Raw genomic sequence first — 22172 nt, 5'->3', positions numbered from 1 at the left:
AGTCTTCTCCGATTTACCATATGGCAAAGATTTCTGAGTCCCATGCGATTGTAAACTATTGTTATATTGGCTATTTAGTGGTCTGTTTTTTGGAATCACAACACCCTTTCACTTTAATTGAATAAGTTATCTCGTTATGATGCGCCCCTGACAAATTTCGTCAGCTAAATTTAGGATTGCAGTGGAGCTGCAGCCTGAAGCATTCATATAAAATGGAAGGGAAATAATGCTTACTCGTCGACCGTTAGTAACTCTGGCCCTGGCCAGTGCTTTATTAACAGCCTGTGGTGGAAACAATTCAGGCTCCTCAAATAACGATACCAACAACACAGTGTCAGCAACGTTTGTTGATAATGCTGTGTCAGGTCTGCAGTATTTGTGCTCAAGCACCAGTGAGAAACAGCTTACTAACAGCCAGGGCGTACTTCAGTGTGAGAAAAATGACACAGTAACGTTCTATGTTGGAAGTATCGAGCTCGGTAAAACGGTGATGACTGAGTCTACCGTATTTATCACTCCAGCGACTTTGGTTGGGGAAGACTCAAATGAGGATACCGATAGTGTTTTCAATATGGCTAAGTTCCTGATCGGCCTGGACTCTGATCAGGATACATCGAATGGTATCTCTATTGCCCCTGAGTCCTTAATCTTCGTGGGAGAAGAGCTTAACTTCGACCAGAGCGCTGAAGACTTTGCAGATTCAGCTGCTACGATCATGACGCAGCTAACACAGAATGTTGAGGACGGCCCATTTCCTCTTGCGAATGATGAGGATGCTCGTGACCACATTATTATTGGATTATATCTAAGTCATGCTGGTCTCTATGAAGGTATGGTTAACTACCCCACGGGTAACAGGAAAATCGCTCTGCTCGTGTCCAGAGAAGGTGGTGCGTATGGTACTAACAGGACATTGGCAGGCAAGTACGCAAGCTCCGGGATCAGTTCCCGTAATAGATTTGATACGGTCGGCAGGTCAAACGATATACAAGTTGATGGTTCCACGGAAACTCCCCGTCTGATCAAGACGAGCATCGTAAATGGTGTTCTCAGTGGTAGATCAATTGCGGAAGATAATGATGAGCTTGCACCGGTTATTGCAGCCATGGCCCCACCGCCTGAGGAGCCGGAAGAGTTCGAGGGAGAAGAGGGTCCGGAAGAACCTGTCCTGGATGACGGAGATGACGCGATATTGATTGAAGCTCGTCGTGTAGTGACATTTGACTCGGTGTTTGATCAGTCTGTTGTCGATAAGTTTGATGACCTCCTGCCACTGGCGATTGATTTCGGTGATAAGGGGGTGTTTGTAATTGATAGGACCTCCAAAAGAATGTCTGGTTTCCATTATGCGTCATATCCTGGCGGGACACCTCACGCAGCAGATGAGGATAATGAGTTAGAGGGCTGGGATACCAACATCGGTGAAATTATCAGTGCCCGGGATAATAAGATTCACCTGATTGCCATGTCTGTAAATGGATACCTGGTCGACATGACCATGAATATGTCAGGTGAGCAACCAGTGATGAACGCCAGTTGGAGGCACTTGTATGAGGGAGCCAAAGGGACGACATCTACCTATGAGACTGAATATGAATATGACAGCAGGCTGAAATAATAGAGTCGCTAGCTTGTAGTCAAACTAAGACGCCCCTTAATAGGGCAATGCTGTTCACTTAAGAGGAGCAGCATTGCGATCTACTGGATATCGGGTCTTTGATATCTTAACCGTCCGAGGTGTCGTAGGCCTCGGACGCCTCTCCAAAAACAGACTACTAATTCCCGATCTTAACTCTGACAAGCGCCGGCCTGTTCCAGATATCGGATTGGAAGCCGCCATCACAATTAACTGAACCGCAATATAATCACACACTGGTTTGAAGCGAATGTCAGACGGGGCTCGATCAAAGCTTACCGCCGCCATCGATGCTTCTCGCCTTATGATGTTGTAGCACAGCAACAATCCCCAAAGCTCTTGGTACACCAAATCGACTTTCTTACTTCGCAATGTCATGGCATTGTTTTGCATCGCGCTTTTGATATCCCTGAATCCGAGCTCTATCTCCCACCGCTCTTTGTAAAGCTCTGCAACCTGAGCCGCACTGAATCTCTCAACAGGTAAAGAGGTCATAACCGATTTAACACCGGACTTTGTCTTGTAAGTCACTCTTCTAACCTGCCATGTTTCCGGGAGTTTTGGGTTCTTCTTTCTCGCCTGAGGGGAAACTTTCATTTGAATCAGTTCATCGCCATCGCCATCGCCATCGCCATCGCCATAGGTTTCAACGACTTCATGTACGAGCCCTTTTCGCTCTGGTATGAGCCAATGACGGTTAGCGTCTTGCTGATTGAGTGTGAGCATGAGGTTGGCACTCCAAAAACCTTTATCAAACAAAGTAACGGAGTTGTCCGGAACGCTTGATAAGAAGCTTTCTGCGAGTGGAACTTCGCCTCGACGATAGGGGCTAATCTGAGCATTAACCATAATATGAGAGCGCACGTTCATCAGGGCGACAAGCCTCAACATGGGAAATGGTGTTTGCCGTTCAGATGATGTATTGCCCGAACCAAAATGCTCTCGAAGTTCTGGTGTATCCTGGGTGCGAAATAGCGCCCCATCTACCGCCATGACTTTCAAGCCATTCCATTCATCTTTAGGGTAACGCTCATGACCCCAGTGTGTACCTGTTTGTCGAAATAGCCATTCTACGGGATCCGAACCTAGCCGTTTCCGGGCATTGCTGACACCACTTCGAGCTAGCAGGCTGTCAGAGGCTAAGCCTTGCGCGCATATATTCAAACGTCTGGCTATTTCATGCACGGGTTCATCCCGAAACATTGCCATCCCCAAGACAAGCCAAAGTACCTGGTCTGATGGTAGTCGGCGCCTTCTAATCGTCGCGGAGGCACTCAAACGCAGTGCAGATTCAACCCATTCGACGGGGATGTTTTGAGTAAATGAGCTGAGGTCTGAGAAGTTAAAGAGGTCACTGAGGTCGAGCAGGTCTTGCTGAAAATCCATAAAGAAAATCCGATGATGTTTCCATCATCGGATTTTCTATTAAGCCCTGCACTGACTCAAACACTTAAGTGAACAGCATTGCCCTTAATAGGGGCGTTTTTTTTGCCTCACCTGCATAGAAATAACTAGGCTGGATTAAATACCATTTCTGGAATCTATATTCGCTTTTTTAGATTTATAACATCGGCAGTATGGCTCATACTGCGAGCTAGCTTTTCTTTTGCATCGATATGGTCAGATCTGCTCTTTAGTCCGAAGATAGGTGGCAAATCTCGGAATGTTACTACTGGTTTTGCCCCGATAGCGGAACGTTATCACACTGCCAATTTTAGGTGGCTGCAACCGCTCGGTTAAAGTAAATCCGCTGCCAATCCTGAATCTTATTCCAGCCTCTGTTTCAACCAGAAGTGATCCCATCATCCCTTTGTACTTGCCTTTGGCGGGAATGTATCCGACAACCTTCGCTTCAGCATCAAGCGCCTGTTTAAGCTTCTGAAGATCGCTGCTTCGTCTGGCCTGATAGAGTGAACTCCCCCTGTGAAGCATCAGCCCCTCGCCGCCTTTTGCAATTATCTCGCTCAGTTTATCTTTGAGAGCTTCCTGACTATGCACTTTAAATTGTTTAACCAGCCCAATATTTCGATTGGGTATATTTCCAAGTAAATGCTTCATGGCCTGTAGGCGAATATCAAAATTACCGAGGTGTGACGGCAGGTCAAATATCATGTATTTAACGTTCTTCCATTCGCTGTCGATGGGACTGTCTTTGCTCACGGTACTCAACAGGCGTTGGAACTCTCCACGGCCCATCCAGAGTTCCCCATCGAGAGGGGAGACTGGCAATGATCGGGTAAACCAGTCGGGGGCATGAATGGTGTTTCCATTGCGGGTGATAAATGCTTCGCCATTCCAGTAGGCCCGAATACCGTCGAGCTTTTCGCTGATCCAGTAATCCGAAAGATTGTTGGTCGCCTGGAAGTTTTCAGCAAGCATCAAGTCTGGCTTGTCTGCTGCACAAACGGCAGAGGGAAGGCAGGGGAGAGTGAGTAGCGCGAGGGCAATACCCATGCGTTTAGGCATCATAATACGTCCTTGTTATCTAAGTTCATCCATGAACCTGCATTATTGACTGAGTAGCGTGGGGTTTGAATCAGATGATGACACTTTCTTTTGTCAGAGATCTCTTACGGGGAAACATTTATTCCTGGCCAACGACCTGGCTTCTATTTGCATAACTGGCTCCTATTACATAGCTTGCTCCTATAAATAAATAGTGGCACCCATTGCATAAAAAGTGGCACATTCTGCAAGTGTCTATATAGGCGGAGTCCATTAATATTCCATTAGTGATATGAGTACTAGACACAGTTGGGGCAAGTAAATGAAGCAGGCAAGCCAGTTTGTCGTTAATCCCGGATGGAAGATTTTACTGTCGGACATGGGGGTTAATACGTCCGAGATATTGCTACATGCGGGTCTTTCTGCAGACTTGTTCTCCAGAAAAGGAGCGACGCTGAGCGTTGAGGAATATTTTGATATGTGGCAAGTGGTTGATCAGGCAGTGGGAGAACGTGAGCTGCCTTTATTGATTGGTCAGTCCATATCGGTGGAAGTTTTTGAGCCTCCTATCTTTGCCAGTTTTTGCAGCCCCAATCTCAACATTGCACTCCAGCGCCTTAGTCAATACAAACGATTGATCGGTCCCATGGTGCTGAAAGTTGATATCAGCGAATCCAGGACGTCAGCCAGTCTGGAGTGCTATCAATTTGAGGGCGAAATTCCCCATTGTATCGGTACAGCTGAGGCGGTGTTTCTGACTACCCTGGCACGAATGGCGACTCGCCAACAGATCAGGCCCCTAGAGGTGATCCTGACCCGGACACCCGACAATGTTGCCCCTTATGAAGAGTTTTTCGGTTGCCCTATTCGTCAGGGGAGCTTCAGCCAGGTGTCCTTTACCTCTCAAGATGCCGTTTACCCATTTGTTTCTGATAACCCGGTTATGTGGGAGTGCTTTGAGCCTGAGTTGAAGCGCAGGTTGTCAGAACTTGATATGGAGGCCACCCTGACTCAACAGGTTAAAAGTGTGCTGCTTGAAATGTTACCCAGTGGGATGAGTTCAATGGACAAGGTGGCAGGTCGCCTCGCAATGAGTAAGCGCACATTGCAGCGGAAGTTGAGTGATGAAGGGGAAACTTTCCAGACAGTATTGAAGAAAACCCGTGAAGAATTGGCGCAGCATTACCTGGCGAACTCCTCTATGAGCCAGAGTGAGATTTCATTTCTTCTGGGGTTTCAGGATACCAACTCATTTATCCGTGCTTACAGTAACTGGACCGGACAGCCTCCGGGTCAATATCGGAGCATGCACTAATTTCCTTACTGCACATTATGCAATATTGGCGTCTTTTGCATTGATGATGTGTCTGTCCTGCTAGTTATCGGATTGGCAGGACTGATTAAAATATCTCCAACGTTTCAATGTGTCGGGCGGTTCATGAATCGTCCGACGACCAGTGTGATAAGTAGAGATGCAAATGACGATGACGGTTAATAAAGATCTTCCGGTGATGGTAACAGGCGCAACCGGTTATGTGGCTGGCGTTCTGGTTAAGAAGCTTCTGGAGGAAGGATTGACGGTTCATGCTCCGGTGCGTGATCCCGATAATGTGTCAAAGCTCAGATACCTGAACGACCTAGCTGACAAATCACCGGGTGCGATTAAGTTCTTCAAGGCGGACTTACTTCAGCCCGGCTCATACGCAGAAGCCATGCAAGGCTGCCAGGTGGTCTTTCACACTGCATCGCCCTTCATTATCAACATTAACGATCCACAAAAAGAGCTGGTCGATCCCGCTCAGAAGGGGACCCGAAACGTTCTGGAAGAGGTTAATCGAACCGAATCCGTGAAGCGTGTGGTATTGACCAGTAGTTGTGCGGCAATCTATGGCGATAATGCTGATGTGGAGAAAACATTAAATGGTGTATTCACGGAGCATGTATGGAATACCAGCTCTTCGTTGGAACACCAGCCTTACTCTTATTCGAAAACCATGGCAGAGAAAGAAGCCTGGAAGATCAATAAAGCCCAAGATCGTTGGGATCTGGTCACAGTGAATCCCAGCTTGGTGATTGGGCCTGGAATTAACCCTTTTGCAACTTCCGAGAGTTTTAGGCTGATCAAACAATTTGGTGATGGTTCCATGAAGGCGGGGGCTCCAAGATTCGGTATAGGAGCCGTCGATGTGCGGGATCTCGCGGAAGCCCATTTCACGGCGGCTTTTACTCCGGAAGCTAAAGGCCGCTATATCATTTCCGGGCATAACACCAATATATTGGGCCTTGGGCAGGCATTGCTGGATAAATACGGTGACAGGTTCCCCATCCCCCGTAAAGTTATGCCAAAATGGCTGGTTTGGCTGGCGGCCCCTATGGTACACAAAGCCATGACCAGAAAGATTGTATCCCTCAATGTGGATAAACCCTGGATTGGTGACAACAGTAAGAGCCTGAGAGAGCTCGGAATGCATTACCGACCATTGAAAGAATCAATGAATGACTTCTTTCAACAACTGATTGATAGCGGTCAGGTGGTGAGTAAGAAGTCCTGAAGCAAGGAAAATATGATGTTAGTTAAAAGAAGTGTGGCCACGAAACTGTTGCTTGGAGTGGCTAGTATCTCTGTTTTAGTAGCCGGTTGCGCTTCACATCAACATTATAATGATTTGGTACCCATGCCTGTGGAAGAGATCAAGAAGGCACCTGATTCTAGTTTTCGCATCAGACAATCCAATGAAAGACCTGTTATCGGTATTGCTTTTGGCGGTGGTGGCGTCAGAGGTTTTATGCACCTGGGAGTGATCAAAGCGCTGGAAGAGGCAGGAATTAGAGCTCAGGTTGTGACAGGAAGTTCCGCTGGGTCAATTGCGGCAACTTTCTATGCAGCTGGAAAAAGCTACAGTGAAATGGAGCAGATTGTGGACGAAGTTAGCGAATGGGATGTTGCTGACCTCCGCTTATCCTCTAATGGTTTTGTAAAAGGTGAAGCTCTGGCTGATTGGATTAACGGAAATCTTGATCAAACGGATATTAGTGAGTTCCCCATTCCACTTGGCATCTCTGTTACCGACTTAACCGAAAGGGAAAGTAAAGTCATTCAATCCGGTAACCCCGGTCAGGCAGTTCAGATCAGTTCCAGTATTCCTGGTGCATTTATTCCGGTAACGATTGATGGGCATACATATGTAGATGGTGGCGTTTTGTCAGTGGTTCCAGTTCGCTATACCAAAGCAATGGGGGCGGACATTGTGATTGCCGTAGATATCTATTGCGGTAATCAGAGTTCAGATACCAGTAATACCGGTCGTCTTTTGTTAAATACCTTTCGTATGCAAAGTTGTAAATTGAGTGAGCCGGATCTTGCAATGGCTGATGTAGTCATTCAGCCCAGTTTTGAGCCTGAAAACCAAGGAAGTTTTGAATCCAAAGCTGAAGCTATTGAGGCAGGATATCAGGCTGCCATCAAGCAAATTGATCGGATAAAGAGCTTACAGGCTTCCTCAAAATTGTGAACTGAGGGGGCACAGCAGCTCCCTTCTCTGTTTACCGTTCTCTTATTATTGCGCTAACGCTTGCTATTCGCGGCTTGATCAGTCAACCAGTCCTTCAAGTAGCCCGGCACAATCAGCTCTTTTTTAGCTCGGGATATTCCCGTATAGAGGCGGTTGATGGTCTCCGCCAAGTGATGGCGGTCATTGTTTTGAATAGGGTCTGAACTCCGGATGATCATCACCCGGTCAAACTCCAGGTTTCTGGCGTCGTCAATTCTGCCCAGCATGTAACTCTTAGCCGGATCGCTTGAACCTGCTTTGCTGAGCGTTTCCTGGAAGTGCTTTTCTTCATAGCCGGCTTCAAAAAGTTTGTGGACCTTCATGACCACCGGGTCTGTCTGCTTCTGTACATAGTCTTCCCAGGAGGCAAAGTTTTGCAGATCCCGATGACTGGGTCTTATCCGGTATCGATAAAAGGCAATGGCATCCTCAACCAACCATTTCAAGTCTCCCAATGCTCCGGGAAGGACATTAAATGCGCTTTGATTGACCGCCAGTAACTGCATGACGCTGAGAATATGCCAACAGGAGGGGGCCAGAATGGCACAGTATTTATCCGGAACTCTGAAGCTATCGTAGTAGGTAATCTCTGTTGATTTCTCTTCAGAGCCGATAAATCTTGCCTGAGGAGTAACCGGATGGTGTTGGATGATGCCGTTATAGAGATCACTGGCATTGTCACCGGCTCTCAGGGAATGGTTCATGGTGCGGCTTCTGATGTTGGGGCTGCGCCGTTGAGTGTTGCCTGTCATCATACGGGCCTGATACCGGTCGCCCAGAGTGATGACCGCCTGAGGGCTTCTTTCCAGAATTTCAATAACCGGAGCGGGGAGGTCGTGGCTTTCATCCATGATGATATGGGTGTACCGCCGGGGAATTCTTTCGCGAAGCAGGGCAAGCCGTTTGATCCGGTGATACCCCTTGATTGGTAACTCTGGCCCCACTCTGGCACCTGTTATGGTTTCCCAAAGCTCTTCCGCCATTTGCACTATAACTGTCTGCATTCCCTGGATTTTGGGCAATACGTACTTCGGTATATGGCGCTCAAGTATCTGGGTGTCCTGCGTGTAGCAGAAGGCATTCACCGTTTTGTTGACCACCTCGGCAACCTGTTGAGGCGAGAGTTTTCCCAGAGAACGATAACCCATTTGCCTGGCGAGTTCCGGAAAGCTCAGGCTAAACTTCCTCCGCTTGCGGTCTCCGACTCTTCGTGTGGGATCGAGCAGGTTCGACTCAAGAATTTCATCTGCCAGATTGCCGAAAGTTTTGCCGGTGATATTGGATTGATTTGGAATCCTGGAAGTAAGGCCGAGTAGCTGAGGGTAGGTCATTGCCAGCAGCAGGACATTTCCCTTGTCGAGCAGTTCAGTGAGTTTGGCGACAAGGCGGGTTTTACCGGTTCCGGCATATCCCTGCACATCAACGGATTCATCCGGATCGGACATGATCTGGTTCAGAATCCGGTCCTGATCATCGGATAGATAAGTTCCTCTGTCAGTTCGGGCTGCCAGGTAAATATTGGCTTTGCGCCCTGAGGCCTGGACCTGGTGATTCCAGCGATACTCGCCGCTTTTATAAAGGAAGTTGCGCTTGGCGACCTCTTCCTGGCTCATCAGCTGAATGCTGTCACGAAGATAGGCTTTACCCGCATTAAGATCTCGCCTGGTGATTGCTCCGGACAACTGTGCACGGAATTCCCTGAGCCCTATCTGATTGGCTTCACTGATCAGTTGTGCAAGAGCTTGTTCCACCACCCTGGTCTTATTGGGGGCTGTTATCGCAGGAAGTTTCGAAATCACAATGCATGCTGCCAGCTCATGAATGGTCAGCGTTTCGATGACCTGTGCCGGTTCTGATTCCTGAAATTTCTGCAGGGTGGCTTCTGATACAGGGAGATGCAATATCATGTTAGGAGAGTCGGAACCGTGCTAAAAAATACAGGATCATGCTATTCAGTGTCGGACATTTTTAGTCCGGCCAGTACTTCCTTGAAGTCGATATCCAGCAGATAGCGGTCATTGACCGAGGTGATGGGCAATCCATCGAGATCATAAACCAAGTGTGTCGTATCCAGTGTCACAATGGCTTTGCCATTGTCTGAACGTTCCACCCGGCGGATAGAAGATGGGTGGAGTGCCATATCACTGTAGCTGACAGGAAAGCTTTCCACACTGCCGCCACGGCAATAAATCCAGGTATCTGTGCTGTCTTCAGCCATTGAATCAAACTCATGGTATCCGGTAAGCGGTGATTATAAAGCCCTAAGGGAATCACATACACCGCTTTATTATTGCTCAGTCTGATATCGTCTCAGGATCATCATAACCACTTCATCGGCAATTCTTTCCTGCGCAGCTTTATCAGGGAAGGGTTGGCCCTTGAGAAGCTGAGGCCAGAAGGCGAATGACTTGATCATCCCGATGAACTGCTCAGCAGCAAAGTCGGGGTCCTCAATGGCCAGGCCATGGGCGCTGGCCTTTCTCATCCATCGACTTAAACCGCTCTCCGTCTGGGACATCCGGGTCATCATATCCTGCGCAATTTCTGGGGCACGCAACGCCTCTGCCATCAGCATTCTGCTGGTGTCCATGAAGTCACTGTCGCTCAGTAGCTGAAGTTCTTGATGGGCGATCGATCTCAATTGTTGATCGATAGCCTGGTTCTCATCAAATGGAAACTCCATGGCCTGCTGGATTTGGGTCACCAGGCTTTGGGCGATGACAGAAAACAACGCTTCTTTACTGGAAAAGTGGTTGTACAGGGTACGTTTGGATACCTCAGCCCGCGCGGCGATACGATCCATACTGGTGTTCTGGAATCCGCTTTCTTTGAATTCCTCCTTGGCTGCAGCCAGTATGGCGACCCGCTTACGCTGGGTCAGAGTCATTTTCTCGCTCATTGAATGCCTGTTCGAATATCGTTTGTGTGCAGATTTTACACTTATCAGTTTACTTTTCACCTTTTTTGGGTAAACTGCACCGAGTAGTTTACTTTTTTTGGCTGGGCCTGGCCGTTGATTTTCGACAACCAGGCAGGCACTGACTCAATCACTGGGTCGTTAACTTAATCGTAGAGAGTGATTCGATATGAACAGCATTCAGTCACAGGGGCGTTTTCGAAACCCGATGAAGCCGGCTTCCCAGGACAGCCGGAAACGGGAAAGCCAAAAGCAGAGCCGCGGTTTCTGGCCGATTCTCAAACGCATAATGTTCGAACGAAAAGTCGACACAGTACCCACGGTGGACATGCCAGTAGTGCCTATTTCCAGAGAAATTCTGAATGGATTGCCGGACGAAGGTATTCATCTGACCCGTCTGGGCCATTCCAGCCTGTTGCTGAAAATTCATGGAGATTACTGGCTACTCGATCCAGTGTTTTCCAAACGTGCATCGCCATTCAGTTTTATTGGCCCCAAACGTTTTCATCAACCGCCGTTAAACATCGCGGAGTTGCCTCCCATCAAAGGTGTGCTGATCAGTCATAATCATTACGATCATCTGGACAAGCAGGCAGTTCGCCAGCTCAAGAGCAAGGTTGAACATTTCTACGTACCATTGGGCGTTTCCAGGGATATGCAGTCCTGGGGTATTGAGCCTGATCGTATCAGCGAATTTGATTGGTGGCAGGAAAAGACCATCGAAGGCCTGACCCTCGCTGCGACTCCGGCACATCATTTTTCCGGTCGGGGACTGAGCGACCGCAACATGAGCCTCTGGTGTTCCTGGGTGATCATCAGTGGTGATCAGCGGATATTCTTCAGTGGTGACTCCGGCTACTTTGCGGGCTTCAAGCAGATCGGTGAACGCTATGGGCCATTTGATCTGACGATGGTGGAAACCGGTGCCTACGACCACTACTGGCCGGATGTACACATGCAGCCGGAAGAGAGTCTGCAGGCACACCTGGATCTTGATGGGAAACAGATGATGCCTGTTCATAATGGTACCTTCGATCTGGCTTTCCATGCCTGGTATGAGCCCCTGGAGCGCATCAGTCAGTTGGCTATGCACCATGGAGTGGATTTGCTGACCCCACACGTGGGGGAAATCCTCACATTGGGAGCTCCATATAGCAATCGACTTTGGTGGCAAGAGCTGGTGGCCAGTGTTGAAGTCTGGAATGACAGCAATACCAGGGAAAGCGCTGAACTTCTTCCCCAAGCGGATTAAAGTTCTCCAACAGTTTTCGGTTGTCATGCTGGCGATGAATTCTGCAGCCCTTCGGTCTGGGTGAATTTTGTACAATGTTTGTGATGTATGCTTAACTGGGTAGGTGTGCCTTTGATTCGTAACAGCACTAATTCGTAACAGCACTTGAATCACCGGTTATATGCTTTGCCGTATCAAGTAATACGACCATTCTGGAAACACTTACAAGGGAATGGAAAGCAGCATGAAAATCGCAAATCATCGTTTCGTGGATTATTGGTTTGGTCGCTCCAAGGATGTAGGAGATGCGATACCTCCGCCTAGGTTCATCGTTATGCATTACACAGCAGGAGGAGATGCGGCCGGATCCAGAGACTACATGATGCTGTCGCCTACCCAGAAGCAAAAGCGTCTGGGAGCCCGCAAGCCAGTGTATGCGTCAGCGCATTTGGTGGTGGGCAGAAAGGGCGAAACCTGGCAAATCGTTCCTTTCAACTACAAAGCCCGGCACGCGGGAGTTTCTAGTTGGAAGGGAATGAATAACCTGAATCTGTATTCTATCGGTATCGAAATTGCCAACTATGGTTGGCTGGATAAACAACCCAACGGCAAGTATTCCCGACCGGGACAAACCCCTGAATTTTCTGTAGAGCAGATCATCGTTGATCAGATGCCCGGCTCAAGCCGTGAGCTTAAAGGCTGGGAAATATATCCCCAGGCACAGATCGAGCAAGTCGAACGGCTGACGCAGGCGCTTCTGGATTATTACCCTTCCATTGTCGACATAGTGAGGCATCAGGATATTTCCCCCAACCGCAAGTTTGATCCTGGCCCTGCGTTTCCAATGGAACGCATCCGTTCACTCTTACATGAACGACGTAGCCGCGGTGACGACACGGATACGGATACCCCCGCCCACCTTTATGTCACGACCACGACGCTTAACATCCGCGGAGGGGCCGGTATTGGGTTCGAGAAACTGACGTTCAGTCCGTTACCTCCAGATACCCGACTGACGGTGATTAACGAGCAGGACGATTGGAGTTTTGTCCGACTGGTCGACACCCCGGAAAACACAGGTTGGGTATATAACAAGTATCTGGCCCTGGCCTAAGGGAGTGTTCTATTTATAAAGGATGTAAAGGACGTAAAGGTTGTAATGGATGTAAAGAACGTAAAGGCAAGGCCTGTCAGGCTAATCATTTGGCTGGTGAAGGCTATCGGGCTAATCGTTTAGCCTGTGGAGGCAATAGAGCTAATCATTTAGCCGCTGAAGACTATGGAGTTAGTCAAACAGTGCGTTTAACTTTCCAGCCAGCCTGATACCCCCTTTCACCAGACAATCGTCAATCAGTTCCTTGTTTTGGTAGGCATAGTTGTAAGACAGGCTGGGAACATCAACGCCATCGTCTCCAAGGTTGTACACCTTGGGCCGCTCGGTCTTGGAGCCTTTGGCCCAATCCAGATAAGAGCTGTTCTGCCAGGCTTTGATTTGTGCTTCGCTGACATTGTCCAGAAAGCTGGCGTATTCCCGGAAACTCAATTGCTCGTTCTCAATCAGACTGCTGTCCCAGACGGAATGCAGATTGGTATATCTCCCGAACCACTTCACCTTGATCGTATTACCACCGTAGTCATCCCGGCGTCCTACATGCAGGGGCTGATGGATGTCACCAACAAAGTGAATATAGAAAGCCAACGCCTGCCACATTTCTTCCGGACTCGCTTTTTTCTCCTGAAGTACTTTTTCGAATTTCTCCAGAGCCAACAGAATATCTCCCTGCTGACTGTGCTCATAGCCATCGAATGATTCGTCGTCATCAATGGACACAAAATGCCAGGGTTTGGCGAAATCCCAGTTGGAGTCCGAGCGGATTTCATCCGGCCAGGTAGCAAGCTGCGCCAGATGTTTTCCACCGGTGATCTTGAAGATCGCCTCGCGGGCTTTCGGAGTCAGATGATTTTCAGCAATGCGGGCGACTATACGGTGACCATTGGCACCAAAGGACATTGCCGGATAGGAAGCCGTCATCGCCAAAACCAGACATATCAAGGACAGAAAGAATCGTAGGTTCATCGCTCATCTCCTGTATTCATTTCCTGTGCTCCTCATCTGTATTCCTCACCTATTAATAGGCGACACTATTCGGGAGTGGATAACGGACGACGTCTATGTTGCTGTTGGATGACCGGGAAGACTGACGTGAAGTAGTTACTCCAGCCACCGGTGCGAACCCTTAGCAGGTCATACATTTCCGGGTGGTCCGTTGCCTCACTGAAGGTGAGGGGATCGGAAACGGTGATAGTCAGAATGTTGGAAGACTCCCCTTGCGCGAATTGCCGTAACACGTCGACCAGAGCGGTGTGCGGAAAATCCTCCCGGATATTGAAGTCAGTCGGCGCACCGTCCGACATGACCCTGGCCCCTTTCCCGGCAAACCCTGAGAGGGAAGATTTAAAGACCGTTTCCTGATGGTCGACCGGCAGATCGGCAGGGCTGGGAGCGGGGCTCAAGTCTGAGGCCACCGTGGTTCCCTGGCGTCGACCATCTGCGCTGGCGCCGTTCCAGGCCCCCATCTCCACATGGTTCTCAAAGGTGCCGACACCGGGTTGAATCTGGATACCGAAGGGTTGTGATTCCGTGCCATAGGCTCTGGCCAGATCCTCCAGCCGGGCGCGGGTTTGGGGCAACGGTAGGGTAAAGGTTTTGACTGCAATGTCTGCGATGTTGGCGACAATCTCATCGCCCAAGGCATCAATCTCCGGATGCCCGCGGCCGTAACGGGGCAGGGACAGGGCGATTTCTCGCAGGCGTTTGAAGCGGTCCGCCCTGGCGGCGATTCGGGCTTCGCCGGAAAGGGAGCTGACAAACGGCTCGGTCATTTTATAGCCCCAATCACAGGCGAGGCATTCGAACAGTTCCGAAAGCGTGGTGACTGCGTCTCGTTCGTCGAACACCATCTTCTTGATGGCGTACAGAGAATTGATGGTGGAACTAAGGGCGATATAGCAGGGGCCATAGATGTTGTAGCGGGCTCCGCCACTGTAAAAATCCAGTCCCCGCTCCACGCAATCATGTACCAGGACAGAGAGCAGGGGAGAGGGACAAAAAGCGGTATTGGCCCCGAAGCTCATCAACTGTCCGTTAATGGCTTTGCGGTTCAACCATTCGAAGTGCTCTAGATACAGTGCAATCAGTTCTTCAAAAGAGCTGATTGCTCCCGCCGGTTTGGAGGTAAAGGACACCACCTGTCCGGTGAGATAATTCTCTCCGGCAGACGAATATGTTCTCCCTTTGTTTAGAGCACACTCCAAGGGCTGCAGAGTAGAGAATCCGCCTAGACTGAACCAGTTCTCACCGGGGAACTGAGGCTCGTAACAACCGTCACAGGCATAGTTCCGGGCTGATCGGAGTTCAACGGTTGAACGCCATTTGCCTTGACTGGTCTCCTCCATATCCGCTCCACCGACATTGTTGCCGCTGTGATGAAGACCGGGGACCAATAATTCGTCATTGAGCAGGATCGGGTGAGCTCCGCCGGAGAGGATCGCCGTTGCGGCTTCCTGCAAAAGATCGTCGGGTATGTCCTTGCGTGTGCGCAGAGACAGACAGGGGGCATTCAATGGCAGATGGGCAGAGGCTCTGATAAACAGTCGGGTCAGATCGTTATAGGCGGGTTTGGATTCGTCGTCATTATCCGCGATGGTACCGCCGACGGTAATCTGTTGAATCCATTGGCCAAGCGAGGCTCCCTGAGGGTAGGGACCGGAGCTGCCGCCCATGGCCAGATTGCCGAAAGGCTGATGGTCTTCCATGAATATCCGGTTCTGCTGGACCTTTTCATCCAGCTTGATATAGAAAGCATCAATAATTTCGAGGGCTTCAGTCTGGGTGATACTGTCCCCTTCAAAGTAGGGCAGGAGAATCTGATCCAGACGCCCCAAGGCGGTGGGTTCTCCGGTCAGGTGCAGACAGCTGTGAACTGAAAACAGCAGTTGAACCGCTTCCACAAAACTGCTTGGTCGATCCATCGATAACTTGCGCATTCGGGCTTCGATGATCTTCAGATTGGTAATTTCCCAGATCTGGCTGGCCCCCATTTTCTTGGCCATGGCACGGGCAAGATCTGCATAACGAATCATATGCTCGCTGACCCCTTTTAAAGAGATCATTGAAGACTGGTAGAACTCCTGTTTGTCCTTATCCGCTGTACTTTGCTGCCGTACCTTCAGGTCCTGAATCAGGGCCCCCAGCCCTTTTTCCAGCAGCAACTCATAATCCGGGATAACGTGGCCAACGCCAGACGCTTCGCTCAGATTCTGCAGGAAGCCGTCCATACGCTCCGTGTCAGTCAGGTAGCGCATCACATAACGGCCTTCACCCAGAGAGAGATTCGGCATGGCACCGACGATAATTTCCTCGGGCTGGATACGATAGGTGTCCGCACCGTTGATGATCTCGGTATTGTCGGTGAGTTCCTGGCCCGCATAAGGCACCAGGGTCCCATCGGGAAGGCGTATCCGGCGTCCGCGAAAACCGTATTCCTGGGATGCCAGTAAATGCAGGGTCAGCCGGGTCGCCCAACCTTTGCGGACCATGATGGACTCACTCATGACATCGACGGGTTTATCTTCCCCCCGATATTGATTCATGTAGAACTGGAGATCGCCCTTGATCTCCTGTTGCTTGCGGTCCACGTACCAATTGTCCTGCCAGCGCGAAAAGCTGTTTTCCAGCAGGCTGAGAATCCGGGTCGTAGGAGGATGCAGAGTGCCTTTGTCTTCATCCGGAAGCGTCGACATGCGGTATAGATAATTCTTGTGGTTGTAGAACATCAGGCCGTTGCCGGAAGCTTTATCGAAATGGCGGTCCAGCCGTGACCAGTCCACGCCCGGAAAATGGCTCCAATCGCCGTCTTCAAGGCAGCTGAAATCATTGTCGTATTTGGGTTCCACATCCAGGGCGAGGTCTTTGATGGAGGGAACATAAAAGAGCCCCCCAAGATCGGATTTCAGGTTGTTGAACAGGCGATCGTTCATAAAACCCGGGACCGGTCCGATCTGGTTGTTCATGATGTTTTCCAGAATGGGCGCGGATTTGGCAAAGCCGGCAAAATAGATTCCCCGCTCATCGGAGGCGGTGGTTCCCTTGGGTGCCGTCTTGTCGCTACTGAACAGTGCGGCCTTACCGAAAGGAAGGCCCAACCTGAGTATAGGGGTCGTATTTCCCTGTTCGTCTTCCAGACGGGCCGACTTGATATGGGATCGAGTATCCCGGTTGGGGATGATGGTGTCATCGGTTTTACGGCCGATCAGGTCTTCGATCTGATCCTCGCTCATCGCTTTGATCTGGTCCCAATTGATTAGGAAGCGTTGAGCCAGTACATAGGAAGAGCCCAAGTGATCAATATCTTCTGCACCGGTGATGGAGTGTTTGGAAATGGTGATCGGGTCGGCGGGATTATTGAGGTTTTCCGAAAAACGGCAGCCCAGCACCTTGCCGTTTTTGCCGTCTTCCTGGTCTGATTTTGAGGCCGCTGGCTGAGCCACCATGTCCGTGACCCGCGTGCCAAGGAGTTTGGTGGTCAACTGCTGAATCATTTCACAGGCTTCAGGTTTATCACTCTTGATATGAAACCAGAGGTCGCCATGGAGATTCTCAAAGGATCCGGAAGAACGCTCGAAAACCGTGGAGGTATTCGGATCTCCTTCGCTGGGAAACTGGAGTTTCATCCCCTCGGGAATGGGCAGGTCATCATCCAGGCAGAACTGCTTCCATAGTGGAAAGCTGGTGCCGACTACCGCTGATGAGTGACAGCTTCCCAGAGTGGGACTGTTATGAATGGTATGACGAAGCTCAGCCATGATGAAGGTGAGTTCCTGCCGGGTGAGGCTATCCCGTTTCAGCCAGTAAGTGGCAAAGATTGCATGCGGTGCCGGATAGACCAGGCCGCGCTGGACATATCGCCAGATATCCAACTGACGCTGCTCAGGGGACGCCTCTGCAAAGGTGGCAGGATTCAGGCTGAGTTTCTTATCCATGATCAGTCTCCTTGGGAGTTAGGGGCCTGGGGATGCCGGACTGCAGCAGGTCTACTCGGCGTAGTTGTAATCTGAGGTCACTGAGGTGGCCGATACGTCGGTCGAGGTCTCTGGGTAGGTAGATTGCAGTTCATCGATCAAGGCGAAGCGCGAATCCACTAAACCTCCACTGAGGTTCTTGATACGCGGGTTGTCCACCAGGAACTCCAGTCCGGTATCTCCCCGCTCAATCAGGAAAGATGCGATCGAAACCGCATAATTGGCTTTAGGGTCAAGAGGGATGCCTTTCACTGTCCATCCGGACTTACCTTTCTCCACATTGGCGTGGTGCAGGAATCCGCCTTTTCCTCTGTTCTGGTCGCCTGCATCCAAAGCTTTCTCCAGGATATCCCCAGGCATGCTGACCTGGGAGTACTCCCCACCGAAAGGCAATATCCGGATCACATCGTATTGGGTCACATCGCCCGGCGGCAGAATATCGTCAATGCGAATACTGCCTGCATTGAGCAGTGACAGGTCGGAGCCCGGATAAGCAGACAAAGCACTCTCCGCCACCAGCGAGGTCAGATGGGTATCGCCGCCGCGAACATTGGCTTCCAGTCCGTCCAATGGTACGTCTGTGACGGCTACCAATTGTTCCGGCTCAAAACCGTCTTCACGGAAGGCTTCAAAGGCTTTATTGACCCACGCACTGACCACCTTTTTGACCGCAGGGTCTTCCTGGAAACGGGAGTCGATAATCTGCAGATGGGAATCAATCGTGAGGGATTTTGCCCGGGTATCATAGGCAAGATTATGAATATAGACAGAGCGGGCATTGGCATCAGCTTTGGCGATGGGAGTGAAGTTAGCGCCCCTGCGCAGGTAGGCATTTTCATGTTCATGCCCTCCTAAAATCAGGTCGATTTCCGGGATTTGTTCGGCAAAGTGAACATCCTCCTGCAGATCCTGATGTGTCAGCATGATCAGCACATCAACACTGCCTTTTTCCTTCAGTTGAGTCGCGGCTTTTTGCGCGGTGCTCATCGGGTCGTTAATGGTGACGAAATCCTTGGCCAATGAACGCAACGTAATGCCGACCATTCCGATCTTGATTCCTTCAACCTCAAAGATCACAGTCTCGGAAGTATTCTTGAAGGGCAAGCCAGTGGTAGTATCCAGTACGTTACTGGAAAACACCTTGAATTGGGCTTGCTTGAGACTATCGACCAACGCCTCCCGACCATTGTCGAACTCATGATTGCCAAAGGTCATGAAATCCCACCCCATGGCATTGAACGTCGCCACCATCTGCTTGCCGTTCAGACGCTCACCATTCACCTTGGCGGTTCCGATGGCGGAAGGGCTCAGCAGATCCCCGGCAAGCAGGGTGTAGGTATTGGGGTTTTCACTTTTGAGTTGTTTGATCAACGTCTGCAGCCGGGCCAGCCCGCCATAGCGGCCGCCGTTGACAGGCGTCATCTCATAAACATCGTTGGCTTGCACCAGAGTGATATTCACCACTTTGGCACTGACGGGAAATGCAAAAACAAGTGTGCAAATAAGCCACAGAATCTTGTTCTTCGGCATGGCGCCCTCCTTGGAATGTCCCTTAAGACGCCTCTGCTACATCCTTGAGGCGCTTTTGCTTTCAGAGCTTCCTGTTTAAAGGTCAGGAGGCTCATCCATCGAATGCCATTAGTTATAGGTCAGGAATGGTGGGTGTGCAATTTTTGGGCTTTAGCCTGGCGTCGCAATTTCTCAATATCCCGCTTTGGTGGTGTGCCAAACAGGCAGCCGCTAGCATGGCTAGGACTCTCATTACCTTTAATGGCAAGCAAATAACCTCAACCCTGGATAACAGTGCCACAACCAGGGATTTCGCATGACTGCTTCCGATCACATTGACACTGAAAGACTACAACAAAACTGAAAAGATCAGCGACTTGCCAAAACGCCTATCCACCGAAGACGCACCGGAAGGCATGATCCAACTATCAGCGATATCACCTACTATGCTCCTTGGGGCAATCTGGCCATGATCTATCGCGAATTTGGGTTCTCAAGAGGACTGGTTCGGTTGGGGCGGATTGAATCGGGGATTGAGCTTCTTAAGGGGAGAGGGAGGCTTGAGGTGATGATCGATCGTGGTGGATAGCAATTGATATCCAAAATTCCATACCTAGACTGGCCAGATAAATAAAAATTTAATTGATTGAACTTTAAACGAGATCACTCATTTTACCTAATAATATAGGGTACTTTTTATAATGGTTTGTATTATTACTCCAGCGCAGTGCGGAATAACCTCCAATTAATCGATGCCCAACCCATCTATTATCAATTATCTTATTCTTTCCTGGGATATTTAGAAGTAATAGGGACCCCATGAACTTCACCCAGTCTGTTTCACTAATTAATCGATCTCCATAACAGTGATAGGATCTGCCGCTAGAGTAGACGCTGAAGTTAATATTCCAGTATTCACATAAATCTCCCAACACTGGTAAGTTTTTAATTTCATCAGATCTTCCGCCAAGATCAATCATCGGTATATGGTAAGTCACATCCTCTGAAGTTACCTTTGAATGAAATGAAAGCTCCCTGTTATTCTCAAGAGTAGAAAGGGTGTTGTTTAACCAGTGATCTGTCAAATTAGAAAGACTTATAGTTGATTCAAACCTTATTTCAGATATTGACTGAGGGATATATGAATATATGCTGTAATATAGGGTAGGGTTTATCAATTTTTTTAAACAATCCATTTCTTGTATGAATTTTATAGGGTGTCTGAATGTTTTAAGGTTATTGATCATAAAGTCTCACTTAATAGCGCTGACATTTAAGGTGAACATATTAGTCGAAATCTTTTTAAAGCATGCCCATCAGTCATTCCACTTATTTGATCTATTATTAAATGAGCCCTTGCCATCCACTCTCTTACACAGGGGGTGATGTCACGATTGCTTTCATTATTGGTATCACTGTCGTAAACTCTTATGTATTTCGAACTAAACTGTTTATAAAGAGCTTGTTCCACTGATATAGAATTACCTTTTTTGTCCTCAGAATTCAAGCTTCGTATGTCATTGAATCTATCTTTGTCACAGATCAGTAATGGCTTAAATGCATCTAACAAACCAGTTATAACTCTGTTTGCGATAATTTCATTTTCTCTTACTGCTCTAGAGTTGTAAAGATGTCTATTGGCAAGCGTTCGAAATACACTTAAAACTTCTTTTGACTCATAAGACAGTTCGACGAGTGAAGAGGTACTATTCTTGATAATGCTTGGGATGTTGTCAATGAACCTATCGGAAAGTATAGAAACTAAGCTGTTAATTACTTTGGTTCTAATTTTCAAGAAGGTCTGCAAATCGTGAAGTTTATTCTCTTTGATGCTGTTCGTGTAGGATAGTTCTTTAGATATTTCTTTGATTATTGAGGAGCCGGATGAGGCTAATTCATTATATATATTGAGGCCAGTTAATAGTCCCTTTTCTAATCCATCTTCTATATCGCTCAGACAATATGCTAAATCGTCCGCAGCCTCCATAAGATATGATAGCGGATGTCTAATATGCTTCATTTTAAGACGATCCCAGACTGACGCGATGACATGCTCGTCAGAAAAAAAATATCCTGCTTTCTTCTTAGAGGGTGCTTTACAGTCAATACCTTCAGGTGAACAATCATACTTTAAAAGTGAGGCTAGTTGGGAGGCTGTTAGGTTTAATCCATTCTCATCATGATTCCATTGTAGTTTTGAGACTATTCTAAACCCCTGTGGATTCCCATCGAACTGAGAGAAATCTTGATATAGTTTAGTAAACTCAAGCTCTTTATTTGTATCGACACTTCCAGACATTAAAGGTTTTTGGAACTCTTTCTTATTGTTCTCAAACCAATGCCTAATTACCTTTTCACCAAAATGGCCAAAGGGAGGGTTGCCAATGTCATGTAGCATACAAGCCACTTCAACAATAGTTGTGGCAGCTTCAGCGTCATCATCATTTTTGATACCTATCCTCTTAAGATTACTATCCTTGGCTTTCTCTAAAACCTCTTGTGTTAAATATCTTCCTATGTGAGCCACTTCTAAAGAGTGGGTAAGTCTAGATCTCACTGCGGCATTATCTTCGAGTGCAAACACTTGTGCTTTTTCTTGCAAACGACGAAAAGGAGCCGAGAATAATACTCTTGCTCGGTCACTATCTGCAGCTCTACTAGTGGTGGGGTATTTTCTAGGGAGACTCTGAATAACTCCCCAAATCAGTCATAATACGGCCAAGCTAACTCATCAGGAATACTTTCCATGGAACAGATGACCTTCTCCGAAGCCGAATACCAGAATAAGAAGCGTAAAACCCG

The 22172-nt window shown here is 48.7% G+C and carries 16 protein-coding genes and 1 pseudogene; 7 read left to right on the top strand and 10 right to left on the bottom strand.

The window, feature by feature from the left end:
- Nucleotides 1-226 precede the first annotated feature (226 nt).
- Nucleotides 227-1618 carry a hypothetical protein gene (locus tag BTA51_RS03645; RefSeq protein WP_094706069.1) on the top strand — a complete coding sequence of 464 codons (1392 nt, stop codon included), beginning with the start codon at nucleotides 227-229 and terminating at the stop codon, nucleotides 1616-1618.
- Nucleotides 1619-1672: 54 nt separating this feature from the next.
- Here the strand turns inward: BTA51_RS03645 and BTA51_RS03640 are convergent, their stop codons facing one another.
- Both BTA51_RS03640 and BTA51_RS03635 read right to left on the bottom strand, forming a co-directional pair.
- Entirely contained in the window at nucleotides 1673-3022 is a 1350-nt protein-coding gene (locus BTA51_RS03640; protein ID WP_094706068.1) for an IS4 family transposase, read from the bottom strand.
- Between the two features lie 234 nt (nucleotides 3023-3256).
- Complete coding sequence (locus BTA51_RS03635) at nucleotides 3257-4105, bottom strand: DNA ligase (protein ID WP_246840910.1); 849 nt, start codon at nucleotides 4103-4105, stop codon at nucleotides 3257-3259.
- 298 nt (nucleotides 4106-4403) lie between these two features.
- On the opposite strand from BTA51_RS03635, the gene BTA51_RS03630 reads away from it, so the two are divergent.
- From BTA51_RS03630 to BTA51_RS03620, 3 genes are all read left to right on the top strand, one after another.
- The gene (locus tag BTA51_RS03630) at nucleotides 4404-5396 is read left to right on the top strand and encodes an AraC family transcriptional regulator (protein WP_094706067.1); all 993 of its coding nucleotides are present in this window, start codon (nucleotides 4404-4406) and stop codon (nucleotides 5394-5396) included.
- A 163-nt stretch (nucleotides 5397-5559) separates the two neighbouring features.
- A complete protein-coding gene (locus BTA51_RS03625) occupies nucleotides 5560-6633 on the top strand; it encodes an NAD-dependent epimerase/dehydratase family protein (RefSeq protein WP_246840909.1) in 1074 nt (357 codons plus the stop codon).
- A gap of 12 nt (nucleotides 6634-6645) precedes the next feature.
- Nucleotides 6646-7593, top strand: coding sequence for a patatin-like phospholipase family protein (locus tag BTA51_RS03620; RefSeq protein ID WP_246840908.1), 948 nt, complete (start codon nucleotides 6646-6648; stop codon nucleotides 7591-7593).
- A 53-nt stretch (nucleotides 7594-7646) separates the two neighbouring features.
- Here the strand turns inward: BTA51_RS03620 and BTA51_RS03615 are convergent, their stop codons facing one another.
- The 3 genes from BTA51_RS03615 to BTA51_RS03605 form a co-directional block, all read right to left on the bottom strand.
- On the bottom strand, nucleotides 7647-9539 hold the full coding sequence (locus BTA51_RS03615; RefSeq protein WP_094706065.1) for a hypothetical protein: 1893 nt from the start codon (nucleotides 9537-9539) through the stop codon (nucleotides 7647-7649).
- A 41-nt stretch (nucleotides 9540-9580) separates the two neighbouring features.
- Nucleotides 9581-9850 carry a hypothetical protein gene (locus tag BTA51_RS03610; RefSeq protein ID WP_094706064.1) on the bottom strand — a complete coding sequence of 90 codons (270 nt, stop codon included), beginning with the start codon at nucleotides 9848-9850 and terminating at the stop codon, nucleotides 9581-9583.
- Nucleotides 9851-9919: 69 nt separating this feature from the next.
- Nucleotides 9920-10531, bottom strand: coding sequence for a TetR/AcrR family transcriptional regulator (locus BTA51_RS03605; RefSeq protein ID WP_094706063.1), 612 nt, complete (start codon nucleotides 10529-10531; stop codon nucleotides 9920-9922).
- Nucleotides 10532-10718: 187 nt separating this feature from the next.
- Here BTA51_RS03605 and BTA51_RS03600 point away from each other — a divergent pair, with 187 nt between their 5' ends.
- Both BTA51_RS03600 and BTA51_RS03595 read left to right on the top strand, forming a co-directional pair.
- Nucleotides 10719-11801 carry an MBL fold metallo-hydrolase gene (locus BTA51_RS03600; RefSeq protein ID WP_094706062.1) on the top strand — a complete coding sequence of 361 codons (1083 nt, stop codon included), beginning with the start codon at nucleotides 10719-10721 and terminating at the stop codon, nucleotides 11799-11801.
- A 223-nt stretch (nucleotides 11802-12024) separates the two neighbouring features.
- Nucleotides 12025-12894 (top strand): N-acetylmuramoyl-L-alanine amidase, encoded by an 870-nt coding sequence (locus BTA51_RS03595; protein ID WP_168188046.1) that lies wholly within the window; start codon nucleotides 12025-12027, stop codon nucleotides 12892-12894.
- Nucleotides 12895-13065: 171 nt separating this feature from the next.
- Here the strand turns inward: BTA51_RS03595 and BTA51_RS03590 are convergent, their stop codons facing one another.
- The 3 genes from BTA51_RS03590 to BTA51_RS03580 all read right to left on the bottom strand — a co-directional run bounded on the left by BTA51_RS03590 (nucleotide 13066) and on the right by BTA51_RS03580 (nucleotide 19391).
- On the bottom strand, nucleotides 13066-13857 hold the full coding sequence (locus BTA51_RS03590; RefSeq protein WP_094706060.1) for a S1/P1 nuclease: 792 nt from the start codon (nucleotides 13855-13857) through the stop codon (nucleotides 13066-13068).
- A gap of 65 nt (nucleotides 13858-13922) precedes the next feature.
- Entirely contained in the window at nucleotides 13923-17822 is a 3900-nt protein-coding gene (locus tag BTA51_RS03585) for a Dyp-type peroxidase (RefSeq protein ID WP_094706059.1), read from the bottom strand.
- A 51-nt stretch (nucleotides 17823-17873) separates the two neighbouring features.
- Nucleotides 17874-19391, bottom strand: a complete 1518-nt coding sequence (locus tag BTA51_RS03580) for a bifunctional UDP-sugar hydrolase/5'-nucleotidase (RefSeq protein WP_094706058.1) — start codon at nucleotides 19389-19391, stop codon at nucleotides 17874-17876.
- Nucleotides 19392-19690: 299 nt separating this feature from the next.
- On the opposite strand from BTA51_RS03580, the pseudogene BTA51_RS30875 reads away from it, so the two are divergent.
- Nucleotides 19691-19959: pseudogene (locus tag BTA51_RS30875) on the top strand (cyclophilin-like fold protein).
- Between the two features lie 64 nt (nucleotides 19960-20023).
- On the opposite strand, the gene BTA51_RS29870 reads toward BTA51_RS30875, so the two are convergent.
- On the bottom strand, nucleotides 20024-20617 hold the full coding sequence (locus BTA51_RS29870; RefSeq protein WP_141215525.1) for a hypothetical protein: 594 nt from the start codon (nucleotides 20615-20617) through the stop codon (nucleotides 20024-20026).
- A 26-nt stretch (nucleotides 20618-20643) separates the two neighbouring features.
- Nucleotides 20644-22062 (bottom strand): dGTPase, encoded by a 1419-nt coding sequence (gene dgt, locus BTA51_RS03570; RefSeq protein WP_256385706.1) that lies wholly within the window; start codon nucleotides 22060-22062, stop codon nucleotides 20644-20646.
- Between the last annotated feature and the right edge of the window lie 110 nt (nucleotides 22063-22172).

Origin of the sequence: Hahella sp. CCB-MM4 (genome assembly GCF_002260525.1) — a bacterium.
Lineage (GTDB): Bacteria > Pseudomonadota > Gammaproteobacteria > Pseudomonadales > Oleiphilaceae > Hahella.
The sequence above is the reverse complement of the archived record's forward strand: the minus strand, read 5'-3'. Positions and strand labels throughout refer to the sequence as shown.

Coding starts and splice junctions, on each gene's coding strand:
- BTA51_RS03580 (WP_094706058.1), bottom strand. CDS start 19,391: ATGCCGAAGAACAAGATTCTGTGGCTTATTTGCACACTTGTTTTTGCA.
- BTA51_RS03610 (WP_094706064.1), bottom strand. CDS start 9,850: ATGGCTGAAGACAGCACAGATACCTGGATTTATTGCCGTGGCGGCAGT.
- BTA51_RS29870 (WP_141215525.1), bottom strand. CDS start 20,617: ATGATCAATAACCTTAAAACATTCAGACACCCTATAAAATTCATACAA.
- BTA51_RS03615 (WP_094706065.1), bottom strand. CDS start 9,539: ATGATATTGCATCTCCCTGTATCAGAAGCCACCCTGCAGAAATTTCAG.
- BTA51_RS03635 (WP_246840910.1), bottom strand. CDS start 4,105: ATGATGCCTAAACGCATGGGTATTGCCCTCGCGCTACTCACTCTCCCC.
- BTA51_RS03640 (WP_094706068.1), bottom strand. CDS start 3,022: ATGGATTTTCAGCAAGACCTGCTCGACCTCAGTGACCTCTTTAACTTC.
- BTA51_RS03645 (WP_094706069.1), top strand. CDS start 227: ATGCTTACTCGTCGACCGTTAGTAACTCTGGCCCTGGCCAGTGCTTTA.
- BTA51_RS03625 (WP_246840909.1), top strand. CDS start 5,560: ATGACGATGACGGTTAATAAAGATCTTCCGGTGATGGTAACAGGCGCA.
- BTA51_RS03595 (WP_168188046.1), top strand. CDS start 12,025: ATGAAAATCGCAAATCATCGTTTCGTGGATTATTGGTTTGGTCGCTCC.
- BTA51_RS03605 (WP_094706063.1), bottom strand. CDS start 10,531: ATGAGCGAGAAAATGACTCTGACCCAGCGTAAGCGGGTCGCCATACTG.
- BTA51_RS03585 (WP_094706059.1), bottom strand. CDS start 17,822: ATGGATAAGAAACTCAGCCTGAATCCTGCCACCTTTGCAGAGGCGTCC.
- BTA51_RS03600 (WP_094706062.1), top strand. CDS start 10,719: ATGAACAGCATTCAGTCACAGGGGCGTTTTCGAAACCCGATGAAGCCG.
- BTA51_RS03620 (WP_246840908.1), top strand. CDS start 6,646: ATGATGTTAGTTAAAAGAAGTGTGGCCACGAAACTGTTGCTTGGAGTG.
- BTA51_RS03630 (WP_094706067.1), top strand. CDS start 4,404: ATGAAGCAGGCAAGCCAGTTTGTCGTTAATCCCGGATGGAAGATTTTA.
- BTA51_RS03590 (WP_094706060.1), bottom strand. CDS start 13,857: ATGAACCTACGATTCTTTCTGTCCTTGATATGTCTGGTTTTGGCGATG.